25 protein-coding genes are annotated in these 25,295 nt (G+C 62.1%); 20 read left to right on the top strand and 5 right to left on the bottom strand.

Going from position 1 to position 25,295, the window contains the following annotated elements; all coding sequences use genetic code 11:
- Window position 1: 1 nt before the first annotated feature.
- From JWR51_RS16905 to JWR51_RS16880, 6 genes are all read left to right on the top strand, one after another.
- Window positions 2-484 (top strand): GNAT family N-acetyltransferase, encoded by a 483-nt coding sequence (locus JWR51_RS16905; protein WP_299750068.1) that lies wholly within the window; start codon window positions 2-4, stop codon window positions 482-484.
- A complete protein-coding gene (locus JWR51_RS16900; protein WP_299750065.1) occupies window positions 481-969 on the top strand; it encodes a hypothetical protein in 489 nt (162 codons plus the stop codon). Before JWR51_RS16905 ends, JWR51_RS16900 begins: the two co-directional genes overlap by 4 nt.
- Window positions 966-1,424: a hypothetical protein gene (locus JWR51_RS16895; RefSeq protein WP_299750063.1), complete on the top strand. Its 459-nt coding sequence runs from the start codon at window positions 966-968 to the stop codon at window positions 1,422-1,424. The genes JWR51_RS16900 and JWR51_RS16895 overlap by 4 nt, the downstream gene beginning before the upstream one ends.
- The gene (gene gatA, locus JWR51_RS16890) at window positions 1,394-2,905 is read left to right on the top strand and encodes an Asp-tRNA(Asn)/Glu-tRNA(Gln) amidotransferase subunit GatA (protein WP_299750107.1); all 1,512 of its coding nucleotides are present in this window, start codon (window positions 1,394-1,396) and stop codon (window positions 2,903-2,905) included. The genes JWR51_RS16895 and gatA overlap by 31 nt, the downstream gene beginning before the upstream one ends.
- The gene (locus JWR51_RS16885) at window positions 2,899-3,660 is read left to right on the top strand and encodes a pentapeptide repeat-containing protein (protein WP_299750060.1); all 762 of its coding nucleotides are present in this window, start codon (window positions 2,899-2,901) and stop codon (window positions 3,658-3,660) included. Before gatA ends, JWR51_RS16885 begins: the two co-directional genes overlap by 7 nt.
- 98 nt (window positions 3,661-3,758) lie before the next feature.
- Window positions 3,759-4,076, top strand: coding sequence for a hypothetical protein (locus JWR51_RS16880; protein ID WP_299750058.1), 318 nt, complete (start codon window positions 3,759-3,761; stop codon window positions 4,074-4,076).
- 153 nt (window positions 4,077-4,229) lie between these two features.
- Here the strand turns inward: JWR51_RS16880 and JWR51_RS16875 are convergent, their stop codons facing one another.
- A complete protein-coding gene (locus JWR51_RS16875) occupies window positions 4,230-4,487 on the bottom strand; it encodes a YjhX family toxin (RefSeq protein ID WP_299750055.1) in 258 nt (85 codons plus the stop codon).
- A gap of 288 nt (window positions 4,488-4,775) precedes the next feature.
- Here JWR51_RS16875 and JWR51_RS16870 point away from each other — a divergent pair, with 288 nt between their 5' ends.
- The 5 genes from JWR51_RS16870 (at window position 4,776) to JWR51_RS16850 (ending at window position 8,360) form a co-directional block, all read left to right on the top strand.
- Complete coding sequence (locus JWR51_RS16870) at window positions 4,776-5,090, top strand: chorismate mutase (protein WP_299750052.1); 315 nt, start codon at window positions 4,776-4,778, stop codon at window positions 5,088-5,090.
- Window positions 5,091-5,103: 13 nt separating this feature from the next.
- Window positions 5,104-5,616 (top strand): GNAT family N-acetyltransferase, encoded by a 513-nt coding sequence (locus JWR51_RS16865; RefSeq protein ID WP_299750049.1) that lies wholly within the window; start codon window positions 5,104-5,106, stop codon window positions 5,614-5,616.
- 213 nt (window positions 5,617-5,829) lie between these two features.
- Window positions 5,830-7,332: an Asp-tRNA(Asn)/Glu-tRNA(Gln) amidotransferase subunit GatB gene (gene gatB, locus JWR51_RS16860; RefSeq protein WP_299750045.1), complete on the top strand. Its 1,503-nt coding sequence runs from the start codon at window positions 5,830-5,832 to the stop codon at window positions 7,330-7,332.
- 89 nt (window positions 7,333-7,421) lie between these two features.
- Window positions 7,422-7,628, top strand: a complete 207-nt coding sequence (locus tag JWR51_RS16855; RefSeq protein ID WP_299750042.1) for a hypothetical protein — start codon at window positions 7,422-7,424, stop codon at window positions 7,626-7,628.
- Window positions 7,629-7,691: 63 nt separating this feature from the next.
- The gene (locus JWR51_RS16850) at window positions 7,692-8,360 is read left to right on the top strand and encodes a hypothetical protein (RefSeq protein ID WP_299750040.1); all 669 of its coding nucleotides are present in this window, start codon (window positions 7,692-7,694) and stop codon (window positions 8,358-8,360) included.
- Window positions 8,361-8,393: 33 nt separating this feature from the next.
- On the opposite strand, the gene JWR51_RS16845 is transcribed toward JWR51_RS16850, so the two are convergent.
- The 3 genes from JWR51_RS16845 to purM form a co-directional block, all read right to left on the bottom strand.
- Window positions 8,394-9,284: a DMT family transporter gene (locus JWR51_RS16845; protein WP_299750037.1), complete on the bottom strand. Its 891-nt coding sequence runs from the start codon at window positions 9,282-9,284 to the stop codon at window positions 8,394-8,396.
- A 239-nt stretch (window positions 9,285-9,523) separates the two neighbouring features.
- Entirely contained in the window at window positions 9,524-10,111 is a 588-nt protein-coding gene (purN, locus tag JWR51_RS16840; protein ID WP_299750034.1) for a phosphoribosylglycinamide formyltransferase, read from the bottom strand.
- Entirely contained in the window at window positions 10,108-11,184 is a 1,077-nt protein-coding gene (gene purM / locus JWR51_RS16835) for a phosphoribosylformylglycinamidine cyclo-ligase (protein ID WP_299750032.1), read from the bottom strand. The genes purN and purM overlap by 4 nt, the downstream gene beginning before the upstream one ends.
- 133 nt (window positions 11,185-11,317) lie before the next feature.
- Between purM and JWR51_RS16830 the strand changes: the two genes are divergently transcribed.
- The 4 genes from JWR51_RS16830 to JWR51_RS16815 are packed head-to-tail and all read left to right on the top strand — an operon-like array spanning window position 11,318 to window position 16,838.
- On the top strand, window positions 11,318-12,406 hold the full coding sequence (locus JWR51_RS16830; protein WP_299750029.1) for an AI-2E family transporter: 1,089 nt from the start codon (window positions 11,318-11,320) through the stop codon (window positions 12,404-12,406).
- A complete protein-coding gene (locus JWR51_RS16825; RefSeq protein WP_299750026.1) occupies window positions 12,384-13,139 on the top strand; it encodes a hypothetical protein in 756 nt (251 codons plus the stop codon). Before JWR51_RS16830 ends, JWR51_RS16825 begins: the two co-directional genes overlap by 23 nt.
- A complete protein-coding gene (locus JWR51_RS16820; protein WP_299750023.1) occupies window positions 13,132-15,303 on the top strand; it encodes an RNA degradosome polyphosphate kinase in 2,172 nt (723 codons plus the stop codon). Before JWR51_RS16825 ends, JWR51_RS16820 begins: the two co-directional genes overlap by 8 nt.
- Entirely contained in the window at window positions 15,300-16,838 is a 1,539-nt protein-coding gene (locus tag JWR51_RS16815) for a Ppx/GppA phosphatase family protein (protein WP_299750020.1), read from the top strand. The genes JWR51_RS16820 and JWR51_RS16815 overlap by 4 nt, the downstream gene beginning before the upstream one ends.
- Window positions 16,839-16,856: 18 nt before the next feature.
- On the opposite strand, the gene rnd is transcribed toward JWR51_RS16815, so the two are convergent.
- A complete protein-coding gene (gene rnd / locus JWR51_RS16810; protein WP_299730623.1) occupies window positions 16,857-18,026 on the bottom strand; it encodes a ribonuclease D in 1,170 nt (389 codons plus the stop codon).
- 200 nt (window positions 18,027-18,226) lie between these two features.
- Here rnd and aspS point away from each other — a divergent pair, with 200 nt between their 5' ends.
- The 5 genes from aspS to JWR51_RS16785 all read left to right on the top strand — a co-directional run bounded on the left by aspS (window position 18,227) and on the right by JWR51_RS16785 (window position 25,268).
- Window positions 18,227-20,119 carry an aspartate--tRNA ligase gene (aspS, locus tag JWR51_RS16805; RefSeq protein WP_366525610.1) on the top strand — a complete coding sequence of 631 codons (1,893 nt, stop codon included), beginning with the start codon at window positions 18,227-18,229 and terminating at the stop codon, window positions 20,117-20,119.
- A 174-nt stretch (window positions 20,120-20,293) separates the two neighbouring features.
- Entirely contained in the window at window positions 20,294-21,895 is a 1,602-nt protein-coding gene (locus tag JWR51_RS16800; protein ID WP_299750018.1) for an EAL domain-containing protein, read from the top strand.
- Between the two features lie 131 nt (window positions 21,896-22,026).
- Window positions 22,027-24,312, top strand: a complete 2,286-nt coding sequence (locus tag JWR51_RS16795) for an NADP-dependent malic enzyme (RefSeq protein ID WP_299750015.1) — start codon at window positions 22,027-22,029, stop codon at window positions 24,310-24,312.
- 2 nt (window positions 24,313-24,314) lie between these two features.
- Entirely contained in the window at window positions 24,315-24,605 is a 291-nt protein-coding gene (locus tag JWR51_RS16790; RefSeq protein WP_299750012.1) for a Dabb family protein, read from the top strand.
- Between the two features lie 264 nt (window positions 24,606-24,869).
- The gene (locus JWR51_RS16785) at window positions 24,870-25,268 is read left to right on the top strand and encodes a septum formation initiator family protein (RefSeq protein ID WP_299750009.1); all 399 of its coding nucleotides are present in this window, start codon (window positions 24,870-24,872) and stop codon (window positions 25,266-25,268) included.
- Window positions 25,269-25,295: the final 27 nt, after the last annotated feature.

Raw genomic sequence — 25,295 nt, 5'->3', positions numbered from 1 at the left:
CATGGCCGTGACGGTCGCCATCGAGACGCCGTTGCAGGACGATGTGCGCCGTCTGGTCGCGCAGTTGAACGAGCATTTGTTGCCTCTGTCGCCGCTGGAATTCCAGTTCAAGATGACGGTGGAGCAGATGGCCGATGCGGCGACGACGGTGTTCGTGGCGCGCGACGCGGCCGGCGCGGCAATCGGTTGCGGGGCGCTCAAGCTGGCCGACGACGGGACTGCCGAAGTCAAGCGCATGTTCACCGATCCGGCAGTGCGCGGGCAGCGGGTGGGCTCGGCGTTGCTGGCGGCGATCGTGGCGCAAGCGCGCGACAAGGGCGTTTCGCGCCTGATGCTGGAAACGGGCACCGGCCCGGGCTTCGACGGCGCTCACCGGCTCTACACCCGCAGCGGATTTACCCCGCGCGGGGCATTTTATGACTATCCCGATAGCGAATGGTCGGCATTCTTCGAGATGCCCCTCAACATGGAACAGCCGGCGTGAAAAAATTTGGAATTGCGACGGCGTTGATGCTGGTGAGTGTTGGGACGGCGATGGCCGACCAGTATGACGCGGTTTATGTCTCGGATCCCGCGGTGTGCGAGCGTGCTGGCGAGGCGGATATGGGCCAAGTCCTGTTCGACCTGAAGGCCGCGGCGGTGTCGCCGCGCGTCGGCATCTGGATGGGCGAACTCGGCTGCAAGCTGGTCGATACCCACATGAATGCTTCGAACTGGGGCACGGACGAGGTCTATGCCACGGCGCGCTGCGACGGGCCCTATCTGGCGTTCATCGACAATGTCGTGGTGACCTCGGATTCGAGCAATATCAACCTGGCCTGGGGCGACCGCGAAGGCACGCCGCCCGCTATGGTGGAAATCCTGTCAATGAAGCATGGCGACAGCACCGATGCCGAGCGCGACCCGGAGAGCTATGCCGGCGTCTATACGCAGTGCGAGGCGCTGACCCCGGCGGATTTCATCAAATGATCAAAGCGATAGCGAGCATGGTGCTGTTGGGCCTGCTGACCGTGTCGGTGGGCGCGCAGGAGCTGAGCGTGGACAAGTCCAAGCTCTACGTCACCGATCCGGCGGCTTGCCAGAAGCTGCAGGATGTTGGCGTCGACGCCTTCAACGACACGGATTTTCTGGCAATGTCGTTGACCGACGGCATCCAGGGCATGGAATTTCACTGCAACTTCATGGATGTGAAGGGGCAAAAGGGCAGCAGCTTCCTGTTTGTCTCCGCGGTTTGCGAAGCGCCCGGCGAAGTCTATCCCGATACGCTGTCGATCAGTCCTTATGACGAAACCACGGTGCAGGTGGTGTCCAGCTACGACGCGATGATGGTCTCGTCGGGCAATCTTGAACCACCCGGGCCAACCACCAATCCCGGCGTTACCCTGTATCACCGCTGCGACAATCTGAGCGAGTTACCCCGTTGACCGATCTGACCAAACTGAGCCTCGTCGAAGCCCGCAAGGGCCTGGCCGCAAAATCCTTCACCTCCACCGAGCTGACGGGCGCCTATCTGTCTGCCATCGAGGCCGCCAATCCGGCGCTCAACGCCTATGTGGCGGTGACGGGCGAGCAAGCGTTGAACATGGCCAAGGCCAGCGATGAAAAGCTCGGCAAGGGCGAGGGCGGGGCGCTGGAAGGCATTCCGCTGGGCATCAAGGACCTGTTTGGCACCAAGGGCGTGCATACGCAGGCGGCCAGCCACATTCTCGATGGCTTCAAGCCGGAATATGAATCTACCGTCACGAGCAATCTGTGGCGCGACGGCGCGGTCATGCTGGGCAAGCTCAACATGGACGAGTTCGCCATGGGCTCTTCCAACGAGACGTCGTATTATGGGCCGGTGATCAGTCCGTTCCGGGCCGAAGGCAGCAATGCCAATCTGGTGCCGGGTGGCTCGTCGGGTGGCTCGGCAGCGGCGGTTTCGGCCTGGCTCTGTGCCGCCGCGACGGCGACCGATACCGGCGGCTCGATCCGGCAGCCGGCGGCCTTCACCGGCACTGTCGGGATCAAGCCGACCTACGGGCGCTGCTCGCGTTGGGGCGTGGTGGCGTTTGCCTCCTCCCTGGACCAGGCGGGACCGATCGCGCGCACCGTCGAAGATGCGGCCGTGATGATGACATCGATGTCGGGCTTCGATCCCAAGGATTCGACCAGCGCTCAGTTGGCGGTGCCAGACTTTGCCGCTGCCGTCGAACGCGGGGTCAAGGGGCTGACCATTGGCGTTCCGCGCGAATATCGCATGGACGGCATGCCCGCCGAGATCGAAAAGCTCTGGCAGCAGGGTCTCGATTGGTTGCGTGCCGAAGGCGCGACAGTGCGCGATATCTCGCTACCGCACACCAAATATGCGCTGCCCGCCTATTACATCGTGGCACCGGCCGAGGCGTCGTCAAACCTCGCGCGCTATGACGGTGTTAAATACGGGCTGCGTGTATCTGGCCGCGATATCACCGATATGTATGAGCTGACGCGGGCTGCCGGCTTTGGTCGCGAGGTCAAGCGCCGCATCATGATCGGTACATACGTGCTGTCTGCAGGTTATTTTGATGCCTATTATGTGCAGGCACAGAAGGTGCGCACGCTGATCAAGAAGGACTTCGAGGACGCGTTCAACGCTGGGGTCGATGCGATCCTGACGCCAGCGACGCCCTCCGCGGCCTTTGGCATTGGCGACGAGGACATGGCCAGCGATCCGGTCAAGATGTACCTCAATGACGTGTTCACCGTGACCGTCAACATGGCCGGGCTGCCGGGCATTGCGGTGCCTGCCGGCAAGGACGGGCAGGGGCTCCCCCTGGGCCTGCAGTTGATCGGCAAGCCGTTCGACGAGGAAACCCTGTTCGCCGCCGCCCGGGTGATCGAGCGCAGCGCGAACATGGATTTTTCACCGAAGCCCTGGTGGTGATTCGCCAGGCGGCGTTCGACGACGCGGTTCGCGCTGGCGAGGTCATCGAGGGCGAGGACCTGTTCGAGATAGACTGGCGCGACCTGCCGAGCGGGCAGTTGCGCCTGCGCAATTGCCAGCTGCGCGATGGCGCGCTGGCCGGGGCCGAACTCAACGAGTCGGTATTCGAGGATGTAACCTTCCTCAACTGCAAGTTCATCAAGGCCGACCTGGTCAATGTCAAATTCACCCGTTGCGTGCTGTTCGACAGCGATGCGCGCAAGGGCTGCGATTTCGCCGATGCGCAATTGCGTGGTGCGCATTTTATCGAGTGCAACCTGTCGCTGGCGCGGTTTGCCGGGGCTAATCTGCATGGCCTGACCCTGGAACGCTGCAAGGCCTCGGGCGCCGATTTCGAGGATGCCAGTTTCGTGCGCAAGAGTGGGCGCAATAGCGTGGCGGCAGGGCGGTTCATCGATAGCGCGCTGGACTTTGCCAATTTCCGCGGCGTGGTGCTGGAGGATTGCGATTTCGCCGGCAGCAGTCTGCGGCAGGTGGATTTTTCGCGCACCAGTCTCAGCAAGACTGGGTTTCGCAAGGCCGATCTGTCGGCGGCGATCGTCGATGAAGCGGACATGGACGGGGCCGACCTGCGCGACGCGGTGGTCAGTGGGCTCGACCTAACGCGGGCGCGCAATCATGCCGGCATCAAGGTCAGCGAGTCGCAACTCAGCGCTCTTGTTGGCCCCTTCGGCCTGCGCGTCTTTCCCGACTGAACGGGCGCGCGCCTTGATTGGCGGGCCCATGAGCGCTATGTGCGCAGTCAATATGGAATTCCGGCGGGCTAAGGCGCGCCGATGTTTGGGTGATTGGGATGGCCGTGGATATCTTTACTTCGCTCGATTGGTCCGAGCCGCCCAAGGATATGAGCAAGCCGTTGCAGGCGCTGTGGTGGCTCAAGAAGGGTAGTTTGCGCGTTGGTCCCGAATGGGAGCAGGCGCATAATATCGTGCAGGCGATGGAGGGCGTGCAAGCGTTCGACTGGGTGCATGCGCTGATGCACTGGATCGAAGCCGACATGGGCAATGCCGATTATTGGTATCGCCGCGCGGGGAAAAAGCGGGCAACGGCCAGCGTTAGTGCCGAGTGGGAGCATATCGCGGCGGCCCTGAGCGACGTGACGCGGCATTGAGGATGCACTGATCTTCAGGTGATGCCGGTCTGCAAATGTCGGCTTGCTGCGCTCCGGTGCTCGCGTACCAATGTACGCTCCGCTCCGGTGCTCCCAACCCACCATTTTCGACTCGGCCTGACCTGAAGCTCAGCACATCCTGCGGTGCCTTCCTCACCGGTTGTCATATTCACTTCGCACCAGCTCCAGCCCTCGCCGGGTGATGCGGTAGGGCTGGCCACCCGACGACTTGATTGCCTTTTTGGCCTTGAGCTTCTTGAACAGCACCAGGCTGCAATCGCTCAAGAGCCAGCCTTCGCGATTGAAGAATTCCAGTCCAGTTATCTTGCCAGCTTCGTTCTTGAGCAGCGCGATGCGGCCGCCCTGCGCCAGCGCGTGCAGCACGCGCTGTTCGTTTCGAGAGATATCCATGGTGAGTGTCGGCCCGAAAGCGGGCGGCTGAAAACCAAGCCCGCGAACAAACAGAGGCGCTCGCCGGCATCACGCTCGGCGGCGACTGGTTCATTCATGCCCCGTCGCGCAGTGGGACGGGGCTCTAGCGGGTCTCAGACTTGGTAGACATGAAGGCATAACCTTGTTTGCCCGCCCTCTATAGCGCCGGCTGGGGCCGGTTTCCAGATTGGCAGATAGTGGCGGTTGAAATCGACGCCAAGCCGGTGCAAACCAGCAACAACCGAATTCTGCGAACTGGATGCCGCCGTGACCGCTCAGAAGCAACCCGCCCAATGTGAAACCAAAGAGGATGTCCGCCTCGAGATCGACCGGGTGGACCAGGCGCTGTTGGCGCTGTTCGCCGAGCGGCACCAGTATGTGACGCGGATGGCCGAGATTAAGACCGATCCGCACGAGGCGCGCGACCCGGTGCGGATCGAGGCGATCATCGAGAAATTACGGACCCGCAGTTTGGCTCTTGATCTCGACGAGGATCAGGCCGAACTTATCTGGCGGACCCTGATCGATTGGAATATCAATTACGAGAAGGGCATCATCGCGGCGCGCCGCCGCGCCGAATAGTGGAGAAACGGCCATGTCCGGCATCCTCATCCGCAAAGCCGAGAGCGAAGATGCCCGCCGGCTGGCCGATATTGCCTATCGCGCCTGGGAAAGCAGTATTTTGCCCCTTTTGACCGAGCGGCCCGGCATGCGCGAGGCCGAGCAGCGCCGGCTGGCACAAGTGGTTTCGGAAACGCTTGGTCGGATTTCCGTGGCCGAAGTCGATGGCGTCGTCGTCGCCTGGTGCTCGCGCGCGGCCAAGCGGGCCTATATTCCGTTCCTGTTCGTGATGCCCGAATTGCAGGGCAATGGTCTGGGCAGCATGTTGCTGCGACGCGTCGAGACCATCCTCGAGCTGGAAGGCGCTGATCGGGTGCAGCTCGAAACGCCCGCCGACAATGTGCTGGCAGTGCGGTTCTACGAAAAGCAGGGTTATCGAATTCTCGCGATGCGGCCCGACGGGCGCGCGGCGCACGAGCCGTTCATGAGCGTGCGGCTGGAAAAGGTGCTGAGCCCGTTTGTCGGGGTCATCGACGACGAGGACTGAGGGCAGGCCAGCGCCACCTCGTCCTGCCTTCCCGCGGACTTGATCCGCGGGTCTCTACCAACCTGGTGAATGCTGATGGTGGCCCGCGGATCAAGTCCGCGGGAAGGACGGTGGGTGGGAGAGATTATGTCCCTGTTCCGAGTTTCCGTTGCATCTAACGCCGCCAATAAGTAAGCACTTACGTACATTTTGCCTTCCCGCCAGGACGACCAATTGACCCTTATCGATACGCGCACGCCCAATCCGAAAAGCTTCATCGCCGGTTCGACCGGTGACTGGGAAATCGTCATCGGCATGGAAGTGCATGCGCAGGTGACCAGCGAGAGCAAGCTGTTCTCGGGGTCCTCGACGCTGTTCGGCAATCCGCCCAACGCTAACGTGTCGTTCGTCGACGCGGCGATGCCCGGCATGCTGCCGGTCATCAACGAGGAATGCGTGCGCCAGGCTGTGCGCACCGGCCTGGGGCTCAAGGCGCAGATCAACAAGCGCAGCGTGTTCGATCGCAAGAACTACTTCTATCCAGATCTGCCGCAGGGCTATCAGATCAGCCAGTTCAAGGACCCCATCGTCGGCGAGGGCAAGGTTTTCCTCGACATGGGCGAGGATGGCGAAATCGAGATCGGCATCGAGCGGCTGCATCTGGAGCAGGACGCCGGCAAGTCGATCCACGACCAGCATCCGAACATGAGCTTCGTCGACCTCAACCGTTCCGGTGTCGCGCTGATGGAAATCGTCAGCAAGCCCGATCTGCGTTCTTCGGAAGAGGCCAAGGTGTACCTGTCCAAGCTGCGCACGATCCTGCGCTATCTGGGCACCTGCGACGGCAATATGGAGCAGGGCTCCATGCGCGCCGACGTCAACGTGTCGGTGCGCCGTCCAGGTGGCGAATTCGGCACGCGTTGTGAAATCAAGAATGTGAACTCGGTACGGTTTGCCGGGCAGGCGATCGAGTACGAGGCACGCCGGCAGATCGATATTCTCGAAGATGGTGGCAGCATCGACCAGGAAACCCGCCTGTTCGATCCCAAGCTGGGCGAGACGCGCTCGATGCGCTCCAAGGAAGAGGCGCACGACTATCGCTATTTCCCCGATCCCGACCTGTTGCCGCTGGAGTTCGACCAGGCGTTCATCGACGCGCTGGCGGCCAAGCTGCCGGAACTGCCGGATGAGAAGCAGGCGCGTTTCATCAGCGATTACGGCGTTTCAGCCTATGACGCGATGGTGCTGACGCTGGACCGCGAAGCCGCCGATTTCTACGAGACCACCGTCAAGTTCGGCGGCAAGGCGCGCGACGGCAAGCAGGTGGTCAACCTGATCATGGGTGACCTCTCAGCCTATGCAAACACCCAGCAGGTATCTTTCGCCGAAACCCACGTGACGCCGAGCCAGATCGCCGGCATCGCCGACCTGGTCGCTGATGGCACCATCTCGACCAAGATTGCCAAGGACGTGCTGGCGCTGATCCTGACCGAGGAAAAGGCGGCCGATCCGGCCGAGCTGATCGAGCGCCGCGGCCTCAAGCAGGTGACCGATCTGGGCGCCATCGAGGCGATCATCGACGAGATCATCGCCGCCAATCCCGATCAGGTGGCCAAGGTCCTGGCCAAGCCGACCATGATCGGCTGGTTCGTCGGCCAGGCGATGAAAGCCTCCGGCGGCAAAGCCAATCCGCAGGCGCTCAACGAGCTGATGAAGAAGAAGCTGGGGCTGGAATAGGACCATCGCCACAGGCGGGTTCGGCTTGTTTGCGGCGAATTAACCTAACTATCGCATTGTCGTCTCATTGCTCCGGCAAGGAGGCAGCTATGACGATTGCACAGGTACTTGATCGGTTCGATCGGGACGGCCAGGAATGGATGGCGGTCTGGGACTTCGACGCGGCGGAGAAATACGCTCTTGCAGTCGATGGAGACGTTCCCCGCGAAGGCGATTTCGTCGCGTTCGAGCGCAAACTGGACCGCGCGGCCGCTTGCCGAATAATTACGACAAACGCGATCGGCATCGAACATTAGCTGATGAACCTTTCATGTATTTCGCCTAACCTGAACGGGGTGGGGCGGGCATGAAACAGCCGGATGCTAAGTAAATTTGTCGGCGAGGCGGATGCCTATAATGGCCTGAGTGAACACAGCCTGCCGGCCGAAATTTTGCGGCTTGGCCGGGTAAACAGTCCTCATGGGCCATTGGTCGCAAATCTTGGCGACTGGACGGCGGGCGATCTCGTTCTATCGTCGGAACCAAGCCCGAATATCTTCAATCCCATCACCACGTATCAGAGATTTATTTATCCGGGCTGGGATGTGCATCGGTGGACCCATGTGGGGGTCTATGACGGCCGGGGGCTGATTTGGGACGCCAATCCCGATGCCAATATTCAGTCCCGATCGGTAACGGACTACCTGCTGAAGAAACCCGTGGTGAAATTGGTCCGGTTCAGACAAATGGCGCTTTCAGCTGCCGCGCTGGATGACGCCCTGATATCGCTGAGCAAGACGACTTACGACATGCCGTCGCTGGGATTATTGCTGCTTGCGCGCGTGCTTGGCATGGAAGATGCCAATACGGTCGTCAATTCGAATACCGAGACAGCGATTTGCTCGACATTTGTCGAGCGCGTGTATTGGCGGTGCGGCGTTAATTCGATTATTCCAAAAATTCGCATGCTGGTCCCCGCCGATTTTGCAGCTGACCCATCATTTTATACGGTGCCCATCCAATGGTGCCGTCCGTCAGCGGCTCCGTAACGCTCTTCGAAAACACGTATTGAACTCGACAGGTCAGGCCGCAGCGCGGCGGCCGAGCTTGAGGATGCGGCCGTCCAGCAGCAACAGGCCCAAAAAGATCACCGCCATACCGATCATGTGGACCGTCGCGAAGCGCTCGTGCAGCACCAGCACGCCGAGCAGGATCGCCGAGATCGGGGTGATGAAGGTATTGATCGAGAAATTGGTCGCTCCGACGCGCGGCAGCATGCGATACATCAACAGGAACGCGAAGCTGCTCGACAGCAGGCCGATGCCCAGCAAGGCGCCCCAGGTTTCGACGCGGGTAATGGTGGGGATGCCCTCGAAAATGAAGCCAAACGGCAGCGAGACGATGGCGGCCGCAGTCAGCGAACAGGCAGCGATGGTGGTGGGATCGACACTGCGCAGGCGCCGGGCATAGTTCAGCGTGAAGGCGTAGCACAGCGTCGCCAGCAGGCACGCGCCGATGGCCCAGAGCTGATTGGACGAGCCGCCGCTCAGCGAGGGCGAGGCCAAGATCGCTGCGCCGACAAAGCCGACCAGCACGCCCAGCGACTTGTTGATGGTGGCCCTTTCACCGCCCCGCCAGAAATGGGAGACGACCACGGTCATCAGCGGCGTCAGGGCGTTGATGACGCCGACGAGGCCGCTGGGAAGGTCCTGTTCGGCAAGGGGGAACAGCGCGAATGGGATGGCGTAGTTGAGCACGCCGAGGATCAAAAATTGCAGGTAAAGCACCGGTTCGCGCGGCAGCGTGCGGCGCGTGACGACGAAATAGGCCCAGCAGCCGAGGGCGCCGACCGTGACGCGCAGGGCCGAGACCCAGATCGGCCCGAGTTCGCGGATCAGGATTGCATTGAACAGGAACGAGCAGCCCCAAATGGCGCCAATAAGAATGATGAGCAGCCAGTCGCGCAGTGTCATGCCGATTCCCCACGATAAAATCGGAACCTAGGCCGGGCGAGAACAAAGGTCGAACCGATTTTGACGATGGGTGGGATTAAAATGGGTGATGGGGGCGGCAGAACCCCTCACCCTGCTTGCTCCGCTGAACGCGTCGCAAGCTGTCCCTCTCCCACAAGGGGAGAGGGTGACGACTGAGAGCTTTCGGTTCTTCCCTTCTCCCCTCGTGGGAGAAGGTGCCCGAAGGGCGGATGAGGGGGCTAGTGAGCTGAGATTTCCCCGGAAGCCAGCATGCGCAGCGCTTCGGGGTAAATCCGGTGTTCTTCAACCAGTATCCGCGCGGCCAGGGTGTCGGGCGTATCGCCGGGCAGGACAGGGACCTCTGCCGCGAGGATCGAGGCGCCTTCGTCGAGGCCGGGGGTGACGAAGTGCACGGTGCAGCCGTGGACGGTGGCGCCATCGGCCAGTGCGCGGGCGTGGGTGTCGAGGCCTTTGTACAGCGGCAGCAGCGAGGGGTGGATGTTGATCATCCGTCCGGCCCAGTGCAGCGTGAATTCGGGGGTCAGGATGCGCATGAAGCCGGCGAGGCAGACGATGTCGACCTCCCAGCTTTCCAATATGCGGGTCATCACGTCCTCGAACGCCTCGCGGCTGGGGAACTGGCTTTGGGCTAGCGAGCCCGTGGCCAGGCCTTGGCTGGCGGCCAGCGCGAGGCCAGGCGCGGCGGCGCGGTTGGAGAACACGCCAACGATCTCAGCCGGATAATCGGCGGCCTTGGCGGCCTCGATCAGCGCCTGCATGTTGGAGCCGCGGCCCGAGATCAGGATGCCGACGCGTTTGCGGCTCACAGCGCCAGCGCGCCCTGGAAGGTCACCGGCTCGCCCGTACGGGCGATGAGCTGGCCGACGACAGCGGCGGTTTCGCCGGCGGCGTTGAGTTGATCGACCAATTTTGCGGCATCCTCGGGCGCCACGGCGACCAGCATGCCGACGCCGCAATTGAAGGTGCGCAGCATTTCGCGCTCGCTCATGCCGCCAACCTTGGACATCCAGCCGAATACGCGCGGCACGGTGACCGCGGCCAGATCGACATGGGCGGCGAGATGATCGGGCAGCACGCGCGGAATATTGTCGATGAAGCCGCCGCCGGTGATGTGCGCCAGGGCCTTGATCGCAATGCCGGACTTGAGCGCGGCGAGGAGGGGCTTCACATAGATGCGGGTCGGCGTCAGCAGTGCTTCGGAGAGCGACTGACCGGGCGCGAAGGGCGCATCGGCGATCCAGGCCAGGCCCGATAGCTCGACAATCTTGCGGACCAGCGAATAGCCGTTGGAATGCACGCCGGAGGAGGCGATGGCGACCAAGATATCGCCTTCGGCGATATCGGCGCGCGGCAGAAGCGTGCCGCGTTCGGCCGCGCCAACCGCGAAGCCCGCCAGATCATAGTCATTGCCGTGATACATGCCCGGCATTTCGGCGGTTTCGCCGCCGATCAGGGCGCAACCGGCAATGCGGCAGCCCTCGGCAATGCCGGTGACGATGGCCGTGGCCTGCGCGACGTCGAGCTTGCCGGTGGCGAGGTAATCGAGAAAGAACAGCGGCTCGGCGCCCTGCACGATGATGTCGTTGACGCACATCGCCACCAGGTCCTGCCCGATAGTGGCGTGGTTGCCGGTCTCGATGGCGATCTTGAGCTTGGTGCCAACGCCGTCATTGGCGGCCACCAGAACCGGATCGATAAAGCCGGCGGCCTTGAGGTCGAACAGGCCACCGAAGCCACCGATTTCGCCGTCTGCACCGGGGCGGCGCGTGGAACGAACCGCGGGTTTGATCGCTTCCACAAGGGCGTTACCGGCATCGATATCGACGCCCGCCTGCTTGTATGAGAGTCCGTTTGGTGGCAGGTTTTGCGGGTCGGACATGGGCCTCAATGCCAAATTGGGGAAACCGGGCGCAACAGCGCGGATATAAGCTCAAGCGGTTGAACTTTGCAGCGCTGGCCGCTACGAGGCCTGATAGCTTCTCCACTGAACCGAAGCAAGGGTTGCCCGCCGCATGACACTGCGAAATCAAGTCCTGGTCTGGATTGGCCTCCTGGTTGCCCTGGTGCTGGTGTTGTGGGTGTTCCGCGCCATTCTGCTCCCCTTTATCGTTGGGGCGGCTTTGGCCTATCTGCTCAATCCGCTGGTGAACCAGTTACAGAAGTGGCGCATCAACCGCGCCTGGGCCACCACGATCGTGCTGCTGAGCGTGATTACCATTGTGGTCAGCATCTTCATCATGTTCGTGCCGCTGATCGGTCAGCAGATCATCGGGCTGATCCAGCGCCTGCCGCAATATGTGAGCGATCTGCAGGCGCTGTTTGCGCGCTGGTCTCCTGAAATCAACGCGTGGCTCGGGCCCGAGCGCGCTACCCAGCTGCAGGCCAGCATCAACGATCTGGCAGGGCAGGCGCTTGGCTTCATCGCCACCTTGCCTGGGGAGCTGGTCAATATCGGCCTGACCGGCGCCGCCGTCATCGGCTTCACCGTGCTCACGCCGGTGGTGGCGTTCTACCTGCTGCTCGATTGGGAAGGCATGGTTCACGGTATCGAAGGGCTGCTGCCGAAGGAGCACAAGGGCGAGATCGACATGATTCTCAAGGACATCGACAAGTCGATGGCCGGCGTGATCCGCGGGCAGGGCGGTGTCCTGTTGATCGATGCGGCATTCTACGCCACGGCCCTGAGCTTGATCGGGCTGAACTTCGGCCTCGTCGTCGGGCTCATCGCCGGCCTGATGAGCTTTATTCCTTTTGTCGGGTTCGTGCTGGGCTTCGGGCTGTCGGTCGGCATCGCCATCGTCCAGTTCTCCGGCGATCCGTTGATGGTGGGCATCGTCGCCGGCGTGTTCCTGTTCTGGCAGTTCATCGAGGGTAATATTCTGTATCCCAAGCTGGTCGGTTCCTCGATCAACATCAACCCGGTCTGGATGATGTTCGCGCTGCTCGCTTTGGGTGCGGTGTTTGGCTTTGTCGGCCTGCTGCTGGCCGTGCCTATGGCGGCCATCGCCTCGGTGCTGGTGCGCTACGGCGTGCGCAAGTACAAGGAAAGCACGCTCTACCTGGGTTCTGGTGGTACCGGTGGCGATCCTGGGCCGGTTTGACACAGAGGCGGAAAACCAGGTTTCTGGGCAGCTCCCGCTCGAACTCGGGCATGTGCCGGCGCATGGTGAAGGCGATTTCCTGGTCGGCGAGGGCAATGAGCTGGCCTATGGGCGCGTCCAGGCCTTCCCGCATTGGGGCGATCCGCTGACGCTGATCCTGGGGCCGGCCAAATCGGGCAAGTCGCATCTGGCGCGGATTTTCGCCGACCGCAGCGCGGCCCATTTCGCCGCGGTGGACGAGTTGGAACGACTGGCGCGCGATGGCGGACGGCAGCCATTGGTGATCGAGGACGTCGACCGGGCCGCCTATGACGAGGCCGGGCTGTTCCACCTGCTCAACCAGGCGATGCGGGACAACCGCGCGATCCTGATGACGGCGCGAGAAGATGTTGCGCAATGGCCGCTGGCGACCGATGATGTGCGCTCGCGAGTGCGCCGGGCGACGGCGTTCAGCATGGCGATGAGCGATGACATCCAATTGTCACAGATGTTCGTGAAATTGTTCGGGGACCGGCAGATCGCTGTCGATCCGAAAATCATCGCCTATCTGGTCGCGCGGATGGAGCGCTCCACCGAGGAAGCAGTGATTCTTGCGGATTTGATGGACCGGTTGGCGCTGGCCAAGGGAAGCGCCATTACCCGCAGCATTGCCGCCGATGCGCTTGATCGTCGCCGCGTGGCGCTTGGGGCGGCCCAATATGAACATGACCGGGACGAGCAAGACGATGAATGAGATGAGCGAATTCACCGAGACCGACGCATCCGTCCCCGATATCGAGGAGCTGCGCAAAAGCCCGGCCCGCTTCGTCAATCGCGAGGTCAGCTGGCTGCAGTTCAATATGCGGGTGCTCGAAGAGGCCGCCAATGTGCACCACCCGCTGCTGGAGCGGCTGCGGTTCGTCTCGATTTCGGCCAACAATCTCGATGAATTCTTCATGGTGCGTGTGGCGGGACTCAAGGGCCAAACCCGCGCCGGCCTGTCCAAGCAGAGCGCCGACGGGCTGACGCCGACCGAGCAACTCGAGGAAATCGGCACGCTGGCCCAGCATCTGCAACTGGAGCAGCAGGACCACTGGCAAACGGTGCGCGAAGAATTGTTCGCGCAGAACGTAGTGATCCACGAAGCCGACGATTTGACGCCGGACCAGATCAATTACCTCAGCAAGCTGTTCCGTGAGGAAATCTTCCCGGTGCTGACGCCGATCGCGGTCGACCCGGCGCATCCGTTTCCGTTCATCCCCAATCTCGGACTGGCGTTGGCGTTCGAACTCAACCGGCCCAATCATGACCAGCCGCTGACGGCGCTAGTGCGCATTCCGTCCAATCTCGACCGGTTCATCAACCTGCCTGGCGGATTGGTTTCGGAAGGGCGCAGCGAGGTTGTGACCATCGACACGCTGGTCAAGCTGTTCTTCCATAAGATGTTTCCCGGTCACGAAGTGGTCGGCTCGGGCGCGTTCCGGCTGATCCGCGACAGCGAAATCGAAATCGATGATGAAGCGGCAGACCTCGTCATCGAGTTCGAGACGGCCTTGCGCCAGCGCCGGCGCGGGCAAGTGATCCGGCTGGAAGTCGAAAGCACCATGCCGCGCGCGCTCAAGCGCCAGATCAGCGAGCAATTGCGCGTCAAGGACGGCGATATCTTCGAGGTGCACGGGTTCCTCGGCCTCGCCGATGCCGCCAAGATTTGCGATATCGACCGGCCGGACCTTAAGTTCACGCCCTATCACGCGCGCTTCCCCGAACGCATCCGCGACTATAGCGGCGACAATTTCGCCGCCATCCGGGCCAAGGACATCCTGGTCCATCATCCCTTCGAAAGCTTCGACGTGGTGGCGCAATTCCTGATCCAGGCGGCGCGTGACCCGGACGTAGTAGCCATCAAGCAGACGCTCTACCGCACCTCGGCCGACAGCCCGATCATCAAGGCGCTGGTGCTGGCGGCGGAGGCTGGCAAGTCGGTGACGTGTCTGGTCGAGCTGAAGGCGCGCTTCGATGAAGAGGCCAATATCCGCTGGGCGCGCGATCTGGAGCGGGCCGGCGCGCAGGTGGTGTTCGGCTTCATCGAGCTCAAGACCCACGCCAAGTTGAGCCAGGTGGTGCGGCGCGAAAAGGGCAAGCTGGTGAGCTATTGCCATATCGGGACGGGCAATTATCACCCGATCACCGCCAAGGTTTATACCGACCTCAGCTATTTCACCATCGATCCGGCGATCACGCGGGACGTGGCGCGGGTGTTCAACTTCATCACCGGCTATGCGCGGCCGACCGAACTGGAGACCATCGCGGTCTCCCCGGTCAACCTGCGCGAGACGCTGATGGACAGCATCAACCGCGAAATCGAATTCGCGAAGAACGGCCAGCCGGCCAGCATTCTGCTCAAGATGAATTCGCTGGTCGACCCGCAGATCATCGACGGGCTTTACGATGCCAGCCAGGCTGGCGTGAAGGTCGATTTGATCGTGCGCGGCATCTGCTGCCTGCGTCCCGGTATCCCCGGATTTTCCGAGAATATCCGGGTCAAATCCATCGTCGGCCGCTTCCTCGAACACTCCAGAATCTACTGCTTCGGCAATGGCGAGGCCATGCCCAACCCGCGCGCCACCGTCTATATTTCCTCGGCCGACCTGATGGGGCGGAACCTGGATGGACGGGTTGAAGTGATGGTTCCCATCCTCAACAAGACCGTGCATAAGCAGATCCTCGACCGGATTTTGGTTGCCTATCTCAGGGATAATCAGCAGAGCTGGGAAGTGCTTCCAGACGGCAGTTCACACCGGATCAGGCTAGGAGAAGGCGAAGAAGCCTTCAACGCGCACGACTACTTCATGACCAATCCATCGCTTTCGGGACGCGGCAGCGCCGGATTGCACGAGGGCGACGAGGGCTTCGATTGAATTCATTCTGGGGCGTCGACGCCGATCCGACCGCGCAGGGGCGCATCAAGGGCGCCAAGCCGGTGGCGGTGCTCGATATCGGCTCCAATTCGGTCCGTCTGGTTGTCTATGAGCGTCATGCCAGGGCGCTGACGCCGCTCTATAACGAGAAATCGGCCTGCGCGCTGGGTCGGGGCATCGCCCTGACCGGACGGCTGGCCGACAGCAACGTGGCGCGGGCGCTGGTCGCCATCAAACGGTTCGCGCTGGTGGCGCGGATGATGCGGGTTGGCAAAATCCATGTGCTGGCCACTTCGGCGGTGCGAGACGCCGCCAATCGCGGCGAGTTCGTCGCCGCGGTCGAGGCCATTATCGATTCCAAGGTGCAGGTGCTGAGCGGCGAGCAGGAAGCCCATTTCGCCGCGCTCGGCGTGGTCGCGGGCATTCCCGATTTCAGCGGGATGGTTGGCGATCTTGGCGGCGGCAGTCTCGAGCTGTCCACCATCACCAGCGGCGCCGATGCCAATGGCGAGACGTTCGAGCTGGGCGTGATCCGGCTGCAGGACGACAGCGGCGGCTCGGCGGTCAAGGCCGGCGAGATCGCGCGCGAGCGGCTGCAGCACTCGTCGCTGGCACGCGGCCCGGGCGGCGGCGCATTCGCCGCTATCGGCGGTACGTGGCGGTCGCTGGCCAAGCTGCATCAGGTCCGCCGGCATTATCCGCTGCAGATGGTGCAGCACTACGTCGTGCCCGCGGCCGACATGATTGCGCTCTGCGACGAGATCGTCGCCTCGGGTTCGCTCAAGGATTATCCGGGCTCGGGCAGCGTCAGCTCGTCGCGCCGCGACCTGGTGCCGTTCGGCGCGGTCGCATTGGCCGAAGTGCTGCGGGCGGGGCGCTTTGACACCGTGGTGTTCTCGGCCCTGGGCGTCCGCGAAGGCTATCTCTACGGCCTGCTCGATAGCCGCGAACAAGCGATCGATCCCCTAATCCAGGGTTCGGAGGAGCTTTCCGTACTGCGCTCGCGCTCGCCGGCACACGCCAACGACCTGATCGAGTTCAGCACCCAATATCTGACAGCCGCTGGCGTCAGCGAGACGTCGGAGGAAACGCGGTTGCGCCAGGTGTCGTGCCTCCTGGCCGATATCGGCTGGCGCGCGCATCCCGACTATCGCGGGGCGCAGAGCGTCGATGCGGTGGCCTATGGCTCGCTGACCGGCGTCGATCATCCCGGCCGCGCCTTCCTCGCCCACGTCATCGCCGTGCGCTACAACGGGCTCAAGCTCAAGGGCGTGCCGCAACCGCTGGTGGGACTGGCGGGGCCTGTCGCCTCCGTCCGCGCCAAGCTGATCGGCGCGCTATTCCGCGTCGCCTATCCGATGACCGCCGCCATGCCCGGCGTCCTGCCACGCATCCGCTTCCTCGTCGAAGGCAACACCCTGGTCCTCGTCCTCCCCCAGGACTTTGCCTTCCTCGACGGCGAACACCTGCAGGGCCGGCTTGACCAATTCGCCGGGGTTGCTGGCCACAAGAACGCGAAAGTGCGGATCGTCTAGAGCGGGCGAGTGCGCTGGCTACTCCGCCGGCGTCGTGTCCTTGACGGCAAATTCCACCACACCCTTGCGGGTCGCCACCAGGCCGACACGGCCGTGTTTGATGTCCAGCGCTTTGTCGCCGAACAGCTTGCGGCGCCAGCCCTTGAGGGCGGGGACGTCGGCTTCGTCGTCGAGCACCAGGGCGTCGATTTCGTCGGAGGTGGCGATGATGCGGGCGGCGACGCCGTGTTGCTCTGCAACCGATTTCAGCAGGACGCGAATCAAGTCGCCAACGGCGCCCTTGGGTGAGGGCCCGCGATAGCGGTCGGGCATGTGCGGCAGCTCGGATTTGTCGAGCGCTTCGACTTCCTTGAGCATGACCATAATTTCGGCGGCGGCGCTGCTGCGGCCAAAGCCGCGCGGCACGGCGCGCAGCTTGTCGAAGGCGTCGGGGGTGAGTGGGCGCTGCATGGCCAGTTCGAACAGCACATCGTCCTTGAGCACGCGACTGCGCGGCTGGTCGCCGTCCTGGGCGCGCTTTTCGCGCCAGCCGGCGAGGCGCTTGAGCGCCGCCAGGTCGCGGGGGCGGTTGATTTTCATCTTCAGGCGTTCCCAGGCCTGGTCGGGCTGGACCACGTAGGTGTCGATGCTGCGCAGCACGCCCAGCTCGTCCTCAACCCAGTCCCATCGCTTGGTGGCGTCGACCTGCTTGCGCAGCTCGAGATAGATATCGCGCAGATGGGTAACGTCGGCGGCGGCGTAAAGGCGCTGCTTTTCGCTGAGGGGACGGGCCGACCAGTCGGTAAAGCGCGAGGATTTGTCGAGTTCGACATTGGTGATGGCGCGGACGAGGTTGTCGTAGGACACGCTGTCGCCAAAGCCGCAGACACTGGCGGCGATCTGGGTGTCGAAGATATTGACCGGCACCTTGCCGGTCAGCTTGACGAAAATCTCGATATCCTGCCGGGCGGCGTGGAACACCTTGGTGACCGCGGGATTGGCCAGCAGCACGAAGAACGGCGCCAGATCGAGACCCGGGGCAAGCGGGTCGATCAGGATCGCCTCATCGGGCGTTGCCGCCTGAATCAGACAGAGCTTGGGCCAGTACGTGGTTTCACGCAGGAACTCGGTATCGACCGTTACAAAATCGAACTGTGCGGCGCGCTCGCAGAAACCCGCGAGTACGTCTGTGGATATTACAAGGTCCATACCGGCTTCCGTCTCAATATAGTCGTATTTCTTCCTAGCAGGTGCGGCAGTCCCACTCCAGAAGGGATTTGTTAAGCTATGAGAATTGGTTAGCCGCGAAGGGTACGAACCGTACCTTCGGCGCCGCCGCGCTGCTTGACAAGTGCGGAGTCCCATGCGCTTTTCCCGCCAAGATTCCGGCCTTTTTCGGTGGTTACGACATGACAATGCATCGCTATCGCTCCCACACCTGTGGCGCCCTGACTGCGCAGGATGCGGGCCAGACCGTCCGGCTCAGCGGCTGGGTTCATCGCGTTCGCGATCATGGCGGGCTGCTGTTTTTCGATCTGCGCGATCATTACGGCCTGACCCAGTGCGTCATCGATCCGGATTCGCCGGCTTTTGCCGCGGCCGAACAGATTCGCTCCGAGTGGGTCGTGCGCATCGATGGCGAAGTGAAGTTGCGCGACGCAACGGCGGTGAACGTGAACCTGCCGACGGGCACGATTGAAGTATTCATCCGCGAAATCGAAGTGCTGTCGGTGGCCAAGGAATTGCCGATGCCGGTGTTCGGCGAGCCCGATTATCCCGAAGACATCCGCTTGCGCTATCGGTTCCTCGACCTGCGCCGCGAGACGCTGCACGCCAATATCGTCAAGCGCACCAAGGTGATTTCTTCGATGCGCCGCCGCATGGAAGGCATTGGTTTTGCCGAATATTCGACGCCGATCCTGACCGCGTCGTCGCCTGAAGGCGCGCGTGACTTCCTGGTGCCGAGCCGCATTCATCCCGGCAAGTTCTTTGCGCTGCCGCAGGCGCCGCAGCAGTATAAGCAATTGCTGATGGTGGCCGGGTTCGACCGCTATTTCCAGATCGCGCCGTGCTTCCGCGACGAAGACCCGCGTGCCGATCGCCTGCCGGGCGAGTTCTACCAACTCGACCTGGAAATGAGCTTTGTCACCCAGGAAGAAGTCTGGGACACCATGGCGCCGGTGATCACGAACCTGTTCGAGGAGTTTGCCGACGGCAAGCGCGTCACCAAGGAATGGCCGCGCATTCCCTATGACACGGCGATCCGCAAATATGGTTCGGACAAGCCGGACCTGCGCAACCCGATCGAGATTCAACAGGTCACCGAGCATTTTGCCGGTTCCGGCTTCAAGGTCTTCGCCGGCCAGATCGAGGCTGATTCGAAGGTTGAAGTTTGGGCCATTCCCGCGCCGACCGGCGGCTCGCGCGCTTTCTGCGATCGCATGAACGCCTGGGCGCAGGGCGAAGGCCAGCCCGGCCTGGGTTACATCTTCTTTAGAGTTCAAGGTGTTCCGGACAACTACGTCTTTGACGCGGTGGCGAACCCGAAAAATAAGGGTGAGAACGACGACCAGTATCGCGAACGCGTCGTCAGAGAGTTGGGTCTCTGGTCCGACAGTGTTGTCGGCGCGGGACCGGTGGCTAAGAATATTGGCACAGAGCGTACGGAAGCTATTCGCAAGCAGATGGGGTTGAATGCCGGCGATGCGGTATTCTTCGTGCTGGGCCGCCCGGAGAAGATGTACAAATTTGCCGGCGAGGCCCGCACGCGGATCGGCACCGAGTTGAATCTGGTCGATACCGAGCAGTTCGCGCTGTGCTGGATCGTCGACTTCCCGTTCTACGAGCTGGATGACGAGAACAAGATCGATTTCGCCCACAACCCGTTCTCGATGCCCAAGGGCGGGATCGATGCGCTGAACAACGAAGACCCGCTGACCATCAAGGCGTACCAGTACGACGCCGTCTGCAACGGCTTCGAAATCGCATCCGGCTCGATCCGCAACCAGTTGCCCGAGACCATGGTCAAGGCGTTCGAACTGACCGGCAAGTCGCGCGACGAGGTCGAGGAGCAGTTCGGCGGGCTTTACCGCGCGTTCCAGTTCGGCGCTCCGCCGCATGGTGGCGCTGCCTTCGGTATCGACCGCATCGTCATGCTGATCTGCGGCCGTCAGAACCTGCGCGAAATCACCGCCTTCCCGATGAACCAGCAGGCCGAAGACCTGCTGATGGGCGCGCCGAGCCCGGCCTCGCCAAGCCAGTTGCGCGAATTGAGCATCCGCCTGAACGTGCAGGACAAGTAGGCCCGTCCGGCTTTCCCCCTGCATTCCCCACCACCGTCATCACCGGGCTTGTCCCGGTGATCCATCTCTCCTACCCGGGCCACTTTTCGCCCCTTCATTCCATCATCATTAGCGGTCCGTTAAACGCTGATTGATACTCAATTGAATACAAATTGAGCCCGGTGGATTCGTGCGTTGAAATCCCGCTACAACCACATTCTGATGCTGCTGGGCGCCATTCTGGCGTTTATCCCCATCGTCGCTGTCGATTATCTGCTGGACGCCTATGTGCGGGTCCGCGAAAAAGACGTGACGCAGCAGTCGATCAGCGCCATCACCTCGCAAATCGAAATCAACACCAATGACGCAATTTCGGCTCTCCGCCGGATCATGATCGATAGTCCGTCGCTGTGCACGCCCACGTTCGTGGCCAATGTGCAGCACGAGATCGAATCCAGCCTGATGATGAAGCAGGTGCTGGTCGAAAATCGTGATGGTGTACAATATTGCGATGCCTTCGGGCGCACCGTGGCCTATTCGCCGATTTCGGCGAGCCTGCCGGTGCCGGGGCATACTGAGACCATGACCGTGGTCAAGCTGGCCGACATGGCCATGCCGGTGCTCAAGATCACCCAGGCGTTCGGCGATACGCGCCGGGTTTCGGCCTTCGTACCGCTGATCGGCCAGACCACCGGAGCCTTGGCGAACGGGCTGAGCCCCGCGGCATTGCTGCGGTTCATGCTGACCGATGGCACCGCCATCCTGACGGTGGGCGATCCGACGGCGTTCGACCGGCGCAGTTCCAGCACCGACTTCGTTTATGCCCAGGCCTTTGCCGGCGAGTTGCCGCTCTTGGCCGAAAGCGCCGTGCCGTTCGCCATGGTGCGGGCGAGCTATGCCGACCTCGATGCCAGCTTCACCATTATCGCCTGCCTGATGAGCGGCGGCTTCCTGCTCATGTCGCTGCAATACGTGCGGCGTTCGCGCGTTCCGGCCTTCGACCTCGAGCGCGCCGTCGCCAATGGCGAGATCAAGCCGTATTACCAGCCGGTGATCAACCTCAAGACCGGCGATCTGGTCGGCTGCGAAGTGCTGTGTCGCTGGGAGAAGAAGAACGGCGACGTCGTGCCGCCGGGCGCCTTCATCGACTATGCTGAGGTCACCGGCCTTGCCATCCCCATGACGCTGTCGCTGATGGAGCAGGTCAAGGTCGACCTCGGCGTGCTGTGCAAGACCATGCCGGACATGAAAATCTCGATCAATCTGTTCGAAGGGCATTTCCGCGACAGTTCGATCGTGGAAGACGTGCAGGCGATTTTTGGCGGCTCCAGCATCAATTTCCGCCAATTGGTGTTCGAAATCACCGAGCGCCGGCCGTTGGGCAATTCGATGCAGGCCAATAGCGTCATCGCCGGCTTTCACGCGCTGGGTTGCCGCCTGGCCATGGACGACGCCGGCACCGGCCACTCAAACCTAGCCTATCTGCAGACGTTGGGCCTCGACATCATCAAGATCGACCGGGTGTTCGTCGACATGATCAAGCCGGATACCACGCAGGTGCCGGTGCTCGACGGGCTGATCGCCATGTCGCGCGACCTGAATTGCGAAATCATCGCCGAGGGCGTCGAGACCGAGGCGCAGGCGCTTTATTTGCGGGCGCGCGGCGTGTTGCATGCACAGGGCTACATCTTCGCGCCGGCGCTCAAGGCCGCCGCCTATAAGGAACTGGCGCTTGCTTTGCACTCCAGCAAGCAGCCGCGCCGCAGCGTTCAGGACGTGATCGCCACCGCCGCCTGATGGCCGGTGCCGACTTTAGTCGAACCCTTTTGCGAGCATATGCCCTTTCATTGCCGGTGGATTGGTGGCACGAACCCTTCGGGTGACGGTGGATAACGCCCGCCACGGAATCGTGCATTGGGAGGAATTCGGTGTCGACTGACGTCAATGAACAGCACAAGGCCCTGCGTGAGGCGGCCCTGCATTTCCACGAATTCCCCAAGCCCGGTAAACTCGAAATCCAGCCAACCAAGCCACTGGGCAACCAGCGCGACCTGGCGCTGGCCTATTCGCCCGGCGTCGCGGCTCCCTGCGAGGAAATCGCCGCCGATCCCGAAGCGGTGTCGCGCTATACCTCGCGGCAGAACCTCGTTGGCGTCATTTCCAACGGCACTGCCGTGCTCGGCCTGGGCAATATCGGCGCGCTGGCATCCAAGCCGGTGATGGAGGGCAAGGCGGTCCTGTTCAAGAAGTTCGCCGGCATCGACGTGTTCGATATCGAGATCGACGAGATCGATCCCAAGAAGTTCATCGAGGCCGTGGCGCCACTCTGGCCGACGTTTGGTGGCATCAACCTGGAAGACATCCGCGCGCCGGATTGCTTTGAGATCGAGGAAGCTTTGCGCGAGCGCATGAGCATCCCGGTGTTCCACGACGACCAGCACGGCACGGCGATCATCGTCGGCGCGGCGGTGCTGAACGGGCTGGAGCTGGCCGGGAAGCGCATCGAAGACGTCAAGATTTGCACCTCCGGGGCAGGGGCCGCGGCCATTGCCTGCCTCAACGTGCTGGTGGCGCTGGGCGCCAAATACGAAAACATCTGGGTGGCCGACAAGGACGGGCTGGTCACTCACAAGCGCAACGACGTCAACGACAAGTGGCGCGGCCAATTCCGCCGCGAGAGCGAGGCTACGTCGCTCGCCGAAGTCATCGACGGCGCCGATATCTTCCTCGGCCTGTCGGCCGCCGGGGCGCTGAAGCCTGAAATGGTGATGAAGATGGGCCCCAAGCCGCTCATCCTAGCGCTCGCCAATCCCAACCCGGAAATCATGCCTGAGGTCGCCAAGGAGCTGCGTCCCGACGCCATGGTGTGCACCGGCCGGTCGGACTATCCGAACCAGGTCAACAACGTCCTCTGCTTCCCGTTCATTTTCCGCGGCGCGCTCGACGTCAGCGCCTCCACAATCAATGAGGAAATGAAGCTGGCCGCTGTGCGAGCCATCGCCAAGCTGGCCCACGAGCCGGGGTTGGAAGTGTCGCCCTCCGGCGCACCAGCGGTGTTCGGGCCCGAGCACATCATTCCCAATCCGTTCGACCAGCGCCTGATCCTGCGCATCGCGCCGGCCGTAGCCCGTGCGGCGATGGATTCGGGCGTGGCCAAGAAGCCGATCGCCGATTTCGACGCCTATCGCGACAGCCTCAACCGCTTCGTGTTCCGCTCCGGCCTCGTCATGAAGCCGATCATCGACCGGGCCCAGGGCCAGGAAAAACGCATCGCCTTCGCCGATGGCGAGGACGAGCGCGTGCTGCGGGCGGCGCAGGTCATTCTCGAAGAGAAGATCGGCCGGCCAATCCTGATCGGCCGCCCTTCAGTGATCGAGCAGCGCATCGAGCGCTTCGGGCTCAATCTCAAGCCCGGCAGGGATTTCGAGATCATCAATCCCGAGGACGATCCGCGCTATCGCGACTATGTCTCGCTATTCCACTCGCTGGTCGGCCGCAGCGGCGTCACGCCGGACACCGCCCGACAGGTTGTGCGCACCAATACCACGGTGATCGGCGCGCTCGGCGTCAAGCGCGGCGATGCCGATGCACTGATCTGCGGACTGCAGGGACGCTTCATCCGCCACGTGCGCGACATTCGCTCGATCATCGGCATGCAGGATGGCGTCAGCGATATTTCAGCACTCTCCATGCTGATCATGCCGCGTGGCGCGTTCTTCCTGGCCGACACCTATGTCAATCAGGACCCGACGCCGGACGAGATCGTCAGCATCACCTTGCAGGCGCGCGACCATCTCAAGCGCTTCAATATCGAGGCGCGGGCGGCATTGCTCAGTTATTCCAACTTCGGCTCGCGCGATGGCGACAGCGCCTACAAGATGCGTGAGGCCTATCAGAAGCTCAAGGCGGTCGCCCCGGACCTTTTGGTTGAAGGGGAAATGCAGGGCGACTTGGCGCTCAGCCAGGAATTGCGCGAGCGCTATATCCCCGACAGCGTGCTCAAGGGCGAAGCCAACCTGCTGATTTTCCCCAATCTTGACGCGGCCAACCTGTCGATGACGCTGCTCAAGGAAATGAACAATGCGCTGTCGGTCGGCCCGATCCTGATGGGGCCGAAATCGGCCGCCCATATCCTGGCGCCGTCGGTCACCAGCCGCGGCATCGTCAACATGGCGGCCATCGCCGCCACCGAGTCTTTGGGAACAGTAGGATAATCATGATCCGTCATAGCGTCATCTTCACCCTCAAGCATGCTTCCGGCTCCACCCAGGAGGCGGCCTTCCTGCGCGATGCGAAAATCCTCGCCGCCATTCCCGGCGTAACCAAGTTCGAGCAACTCCGCCAGGTCAGCGCCAAGAACGATTATGCCTTCGGCTTCTCGATGGAGTTCGCCGACCAGGCCGCCTATTCGGGCTATGACGGGCACCCGGACCACGTGGCGTTTGTGCGCGATCGCTGGGTGCCGGAAGTCGCGAAGTTTCTGGAGATCGATTACGTGCTGGTTTGAGGCGCAACCAGCGCTCGAGATACTGACGGTTGCCGGAGAGGTCCCCGAACCCTCCCCGCCACCGCCTTCCCGCGGACTTGATCCGCGGGCCACTCGCCGCTTGTGCCGAGTTGATAGAGGCCCGCGGATCAAGTCCGCGGGAAGGCCGGTGGGGGGTGTGAGATTGGGGATCAGATTGCAGGCATATGATTGCGATCCCATCGTATTGGCAACCCCTCGTTAAACCCTTGGCAGGCATAATGGCTTGTCCAATTCGGTTCGCCCATGCCCACCCGTCTCAAGAAACGTGCAATCTGGCGTCCGCTCGCGTTGAGCGCGGCGCTGTTGTGTTTTCAGGGTTATCTCGGTTTTTCCGCTATTGGCGGGCAATTCGGCATCGAGAACCGCAAGCAGATCATCGCCGATATCGAAGTTCTGAAATCGCGATCATCGGCGCTGCAGGCCGAAATCGATGCCTATAAGCACCGCGCCAGCCTGATGGATACGCGGCGGCTCGATCCGGATCTGGTGACCGAGCGGGCGCGGGCGCTGCTCAATATGGCCAATGCCGACGACATCATCGTCATGGTCGATCCAGTAACCGGTAAACCGACTTCCAGTTCATATTCGGAATTATCTGAAACTCAGTTAAACCCGAATTTGACTGATGTTATAGACCATTAGCGACGATTGTGTGACCCGTGCTGTCCT

The organism is Devosia sp., assembly GCF_028290625.1.
GTDB lineage: Bacteria > Pseudomonadota > Alphaproteobacteria > Rhizobiales > Devosiaceae > Devosia.
This window is presented reverse-complemented; position numbering and strand designations above follow the sequence as displayed.

Coding starts and splice junctions, on each gene's coding strand:
- JWR51_RS16850 (WP_299750040.1), top strand. CDS start 7,692: ATGCTAAGTAAATTTGTCGGCGAGGCGGATGCCTATAATGGCCTGAGT.
- JWR51_RS16875 (WP_299750055.1), bottom strand. CDS start 4,487: ATGGATATCTCTCGAAACGAACAGCGCGTGCTGCACGCGCTGGCGCAG.
- JWR51_RS16830 (WP_299750029.1), top strand. CDS start 11,318: ATGACACTGCGAAATCAAGTCCTGGTCTGGATTGGCCTCCTGGTTGCC.
- JWR51_RS16905 (WP_299750068.1), top strand. CDS start 2: ATGGCCGTGACGGTCGCCATCGAGACGCCGTTGCAGGACGATGTGCGC.
- JWR51_RS16790 (WP_299750012.1), top strand. CDS start 24,315: ATGATCCGTCATAGCGTCATCTTCACCCTCAAGCATGCTTCCGGCTCC.
- JWR51_RS16855 (WP_299750042.1), top strand. CDS start 7,422: ATGACGATTGCACAGGTACTTGATCGGTTCGATCGGGACGGCCAGGAA.
- JWR51_RS16845 (WP_299750037.1), bottom strand. CDS start 9,284: ATGACACTGCGCGACTGGCTGCTCATCATTCTTATTGGCGCCATTTGG.
- JWR51_RS16820 (WP_299750023.1), top strand. CDS start 13,132: ATGAATGAGATGAGCGAATTCACCGAGACCGACGCATCCGTCCCCGAT.
- JWR51_RS16895 (WP_299750063.1), top strand. CDS start 966: ATGATCAAAGCGATAGCGAGCATGGTGCTGTTGGGCCTGCTGACCGTG.
- rnd (WP_299730623.1), bottom strand. CDS start 18,026: ATGGACCTTGTAATATCCACAGACGTACTCGCGGGTTTCTGCGAGCGC.
- aspS (WP_366525610.1), top strand. CDS start 18,227: ATGACAATGCATCGCTATCGCTCCCACACCTGTGGCGCCCTGACTGCG.
- purM (WP_299750032.1), bottom strand. CDS start 11,184: ATGTCCGACCCGCAAAACCTGCCACCAAACGGACTCTCATACAAGCAG.
- JWR51_RS16880 (WP_299750058.1), top strand. CDS start 3,759: ATGGCCGTGGATATCTTTACTTCGCTCGATTGGTCCGAGCCGCCCAAG.
- JWR51_RS16865 (WP_299750049.1), top strand. CDS start 5,104: ATGTCCGGCATCCTCATCCGCAAAGCCGAGAGCGAAGATGCCCGCCGG.
- JWR51_RS16785 (WP_299750009.1), top strand. CDS start 24,870: ATGCCCACCCGTCTCAAGAAACGTGCAATCTGGCGTCCGCTCGCGTTG.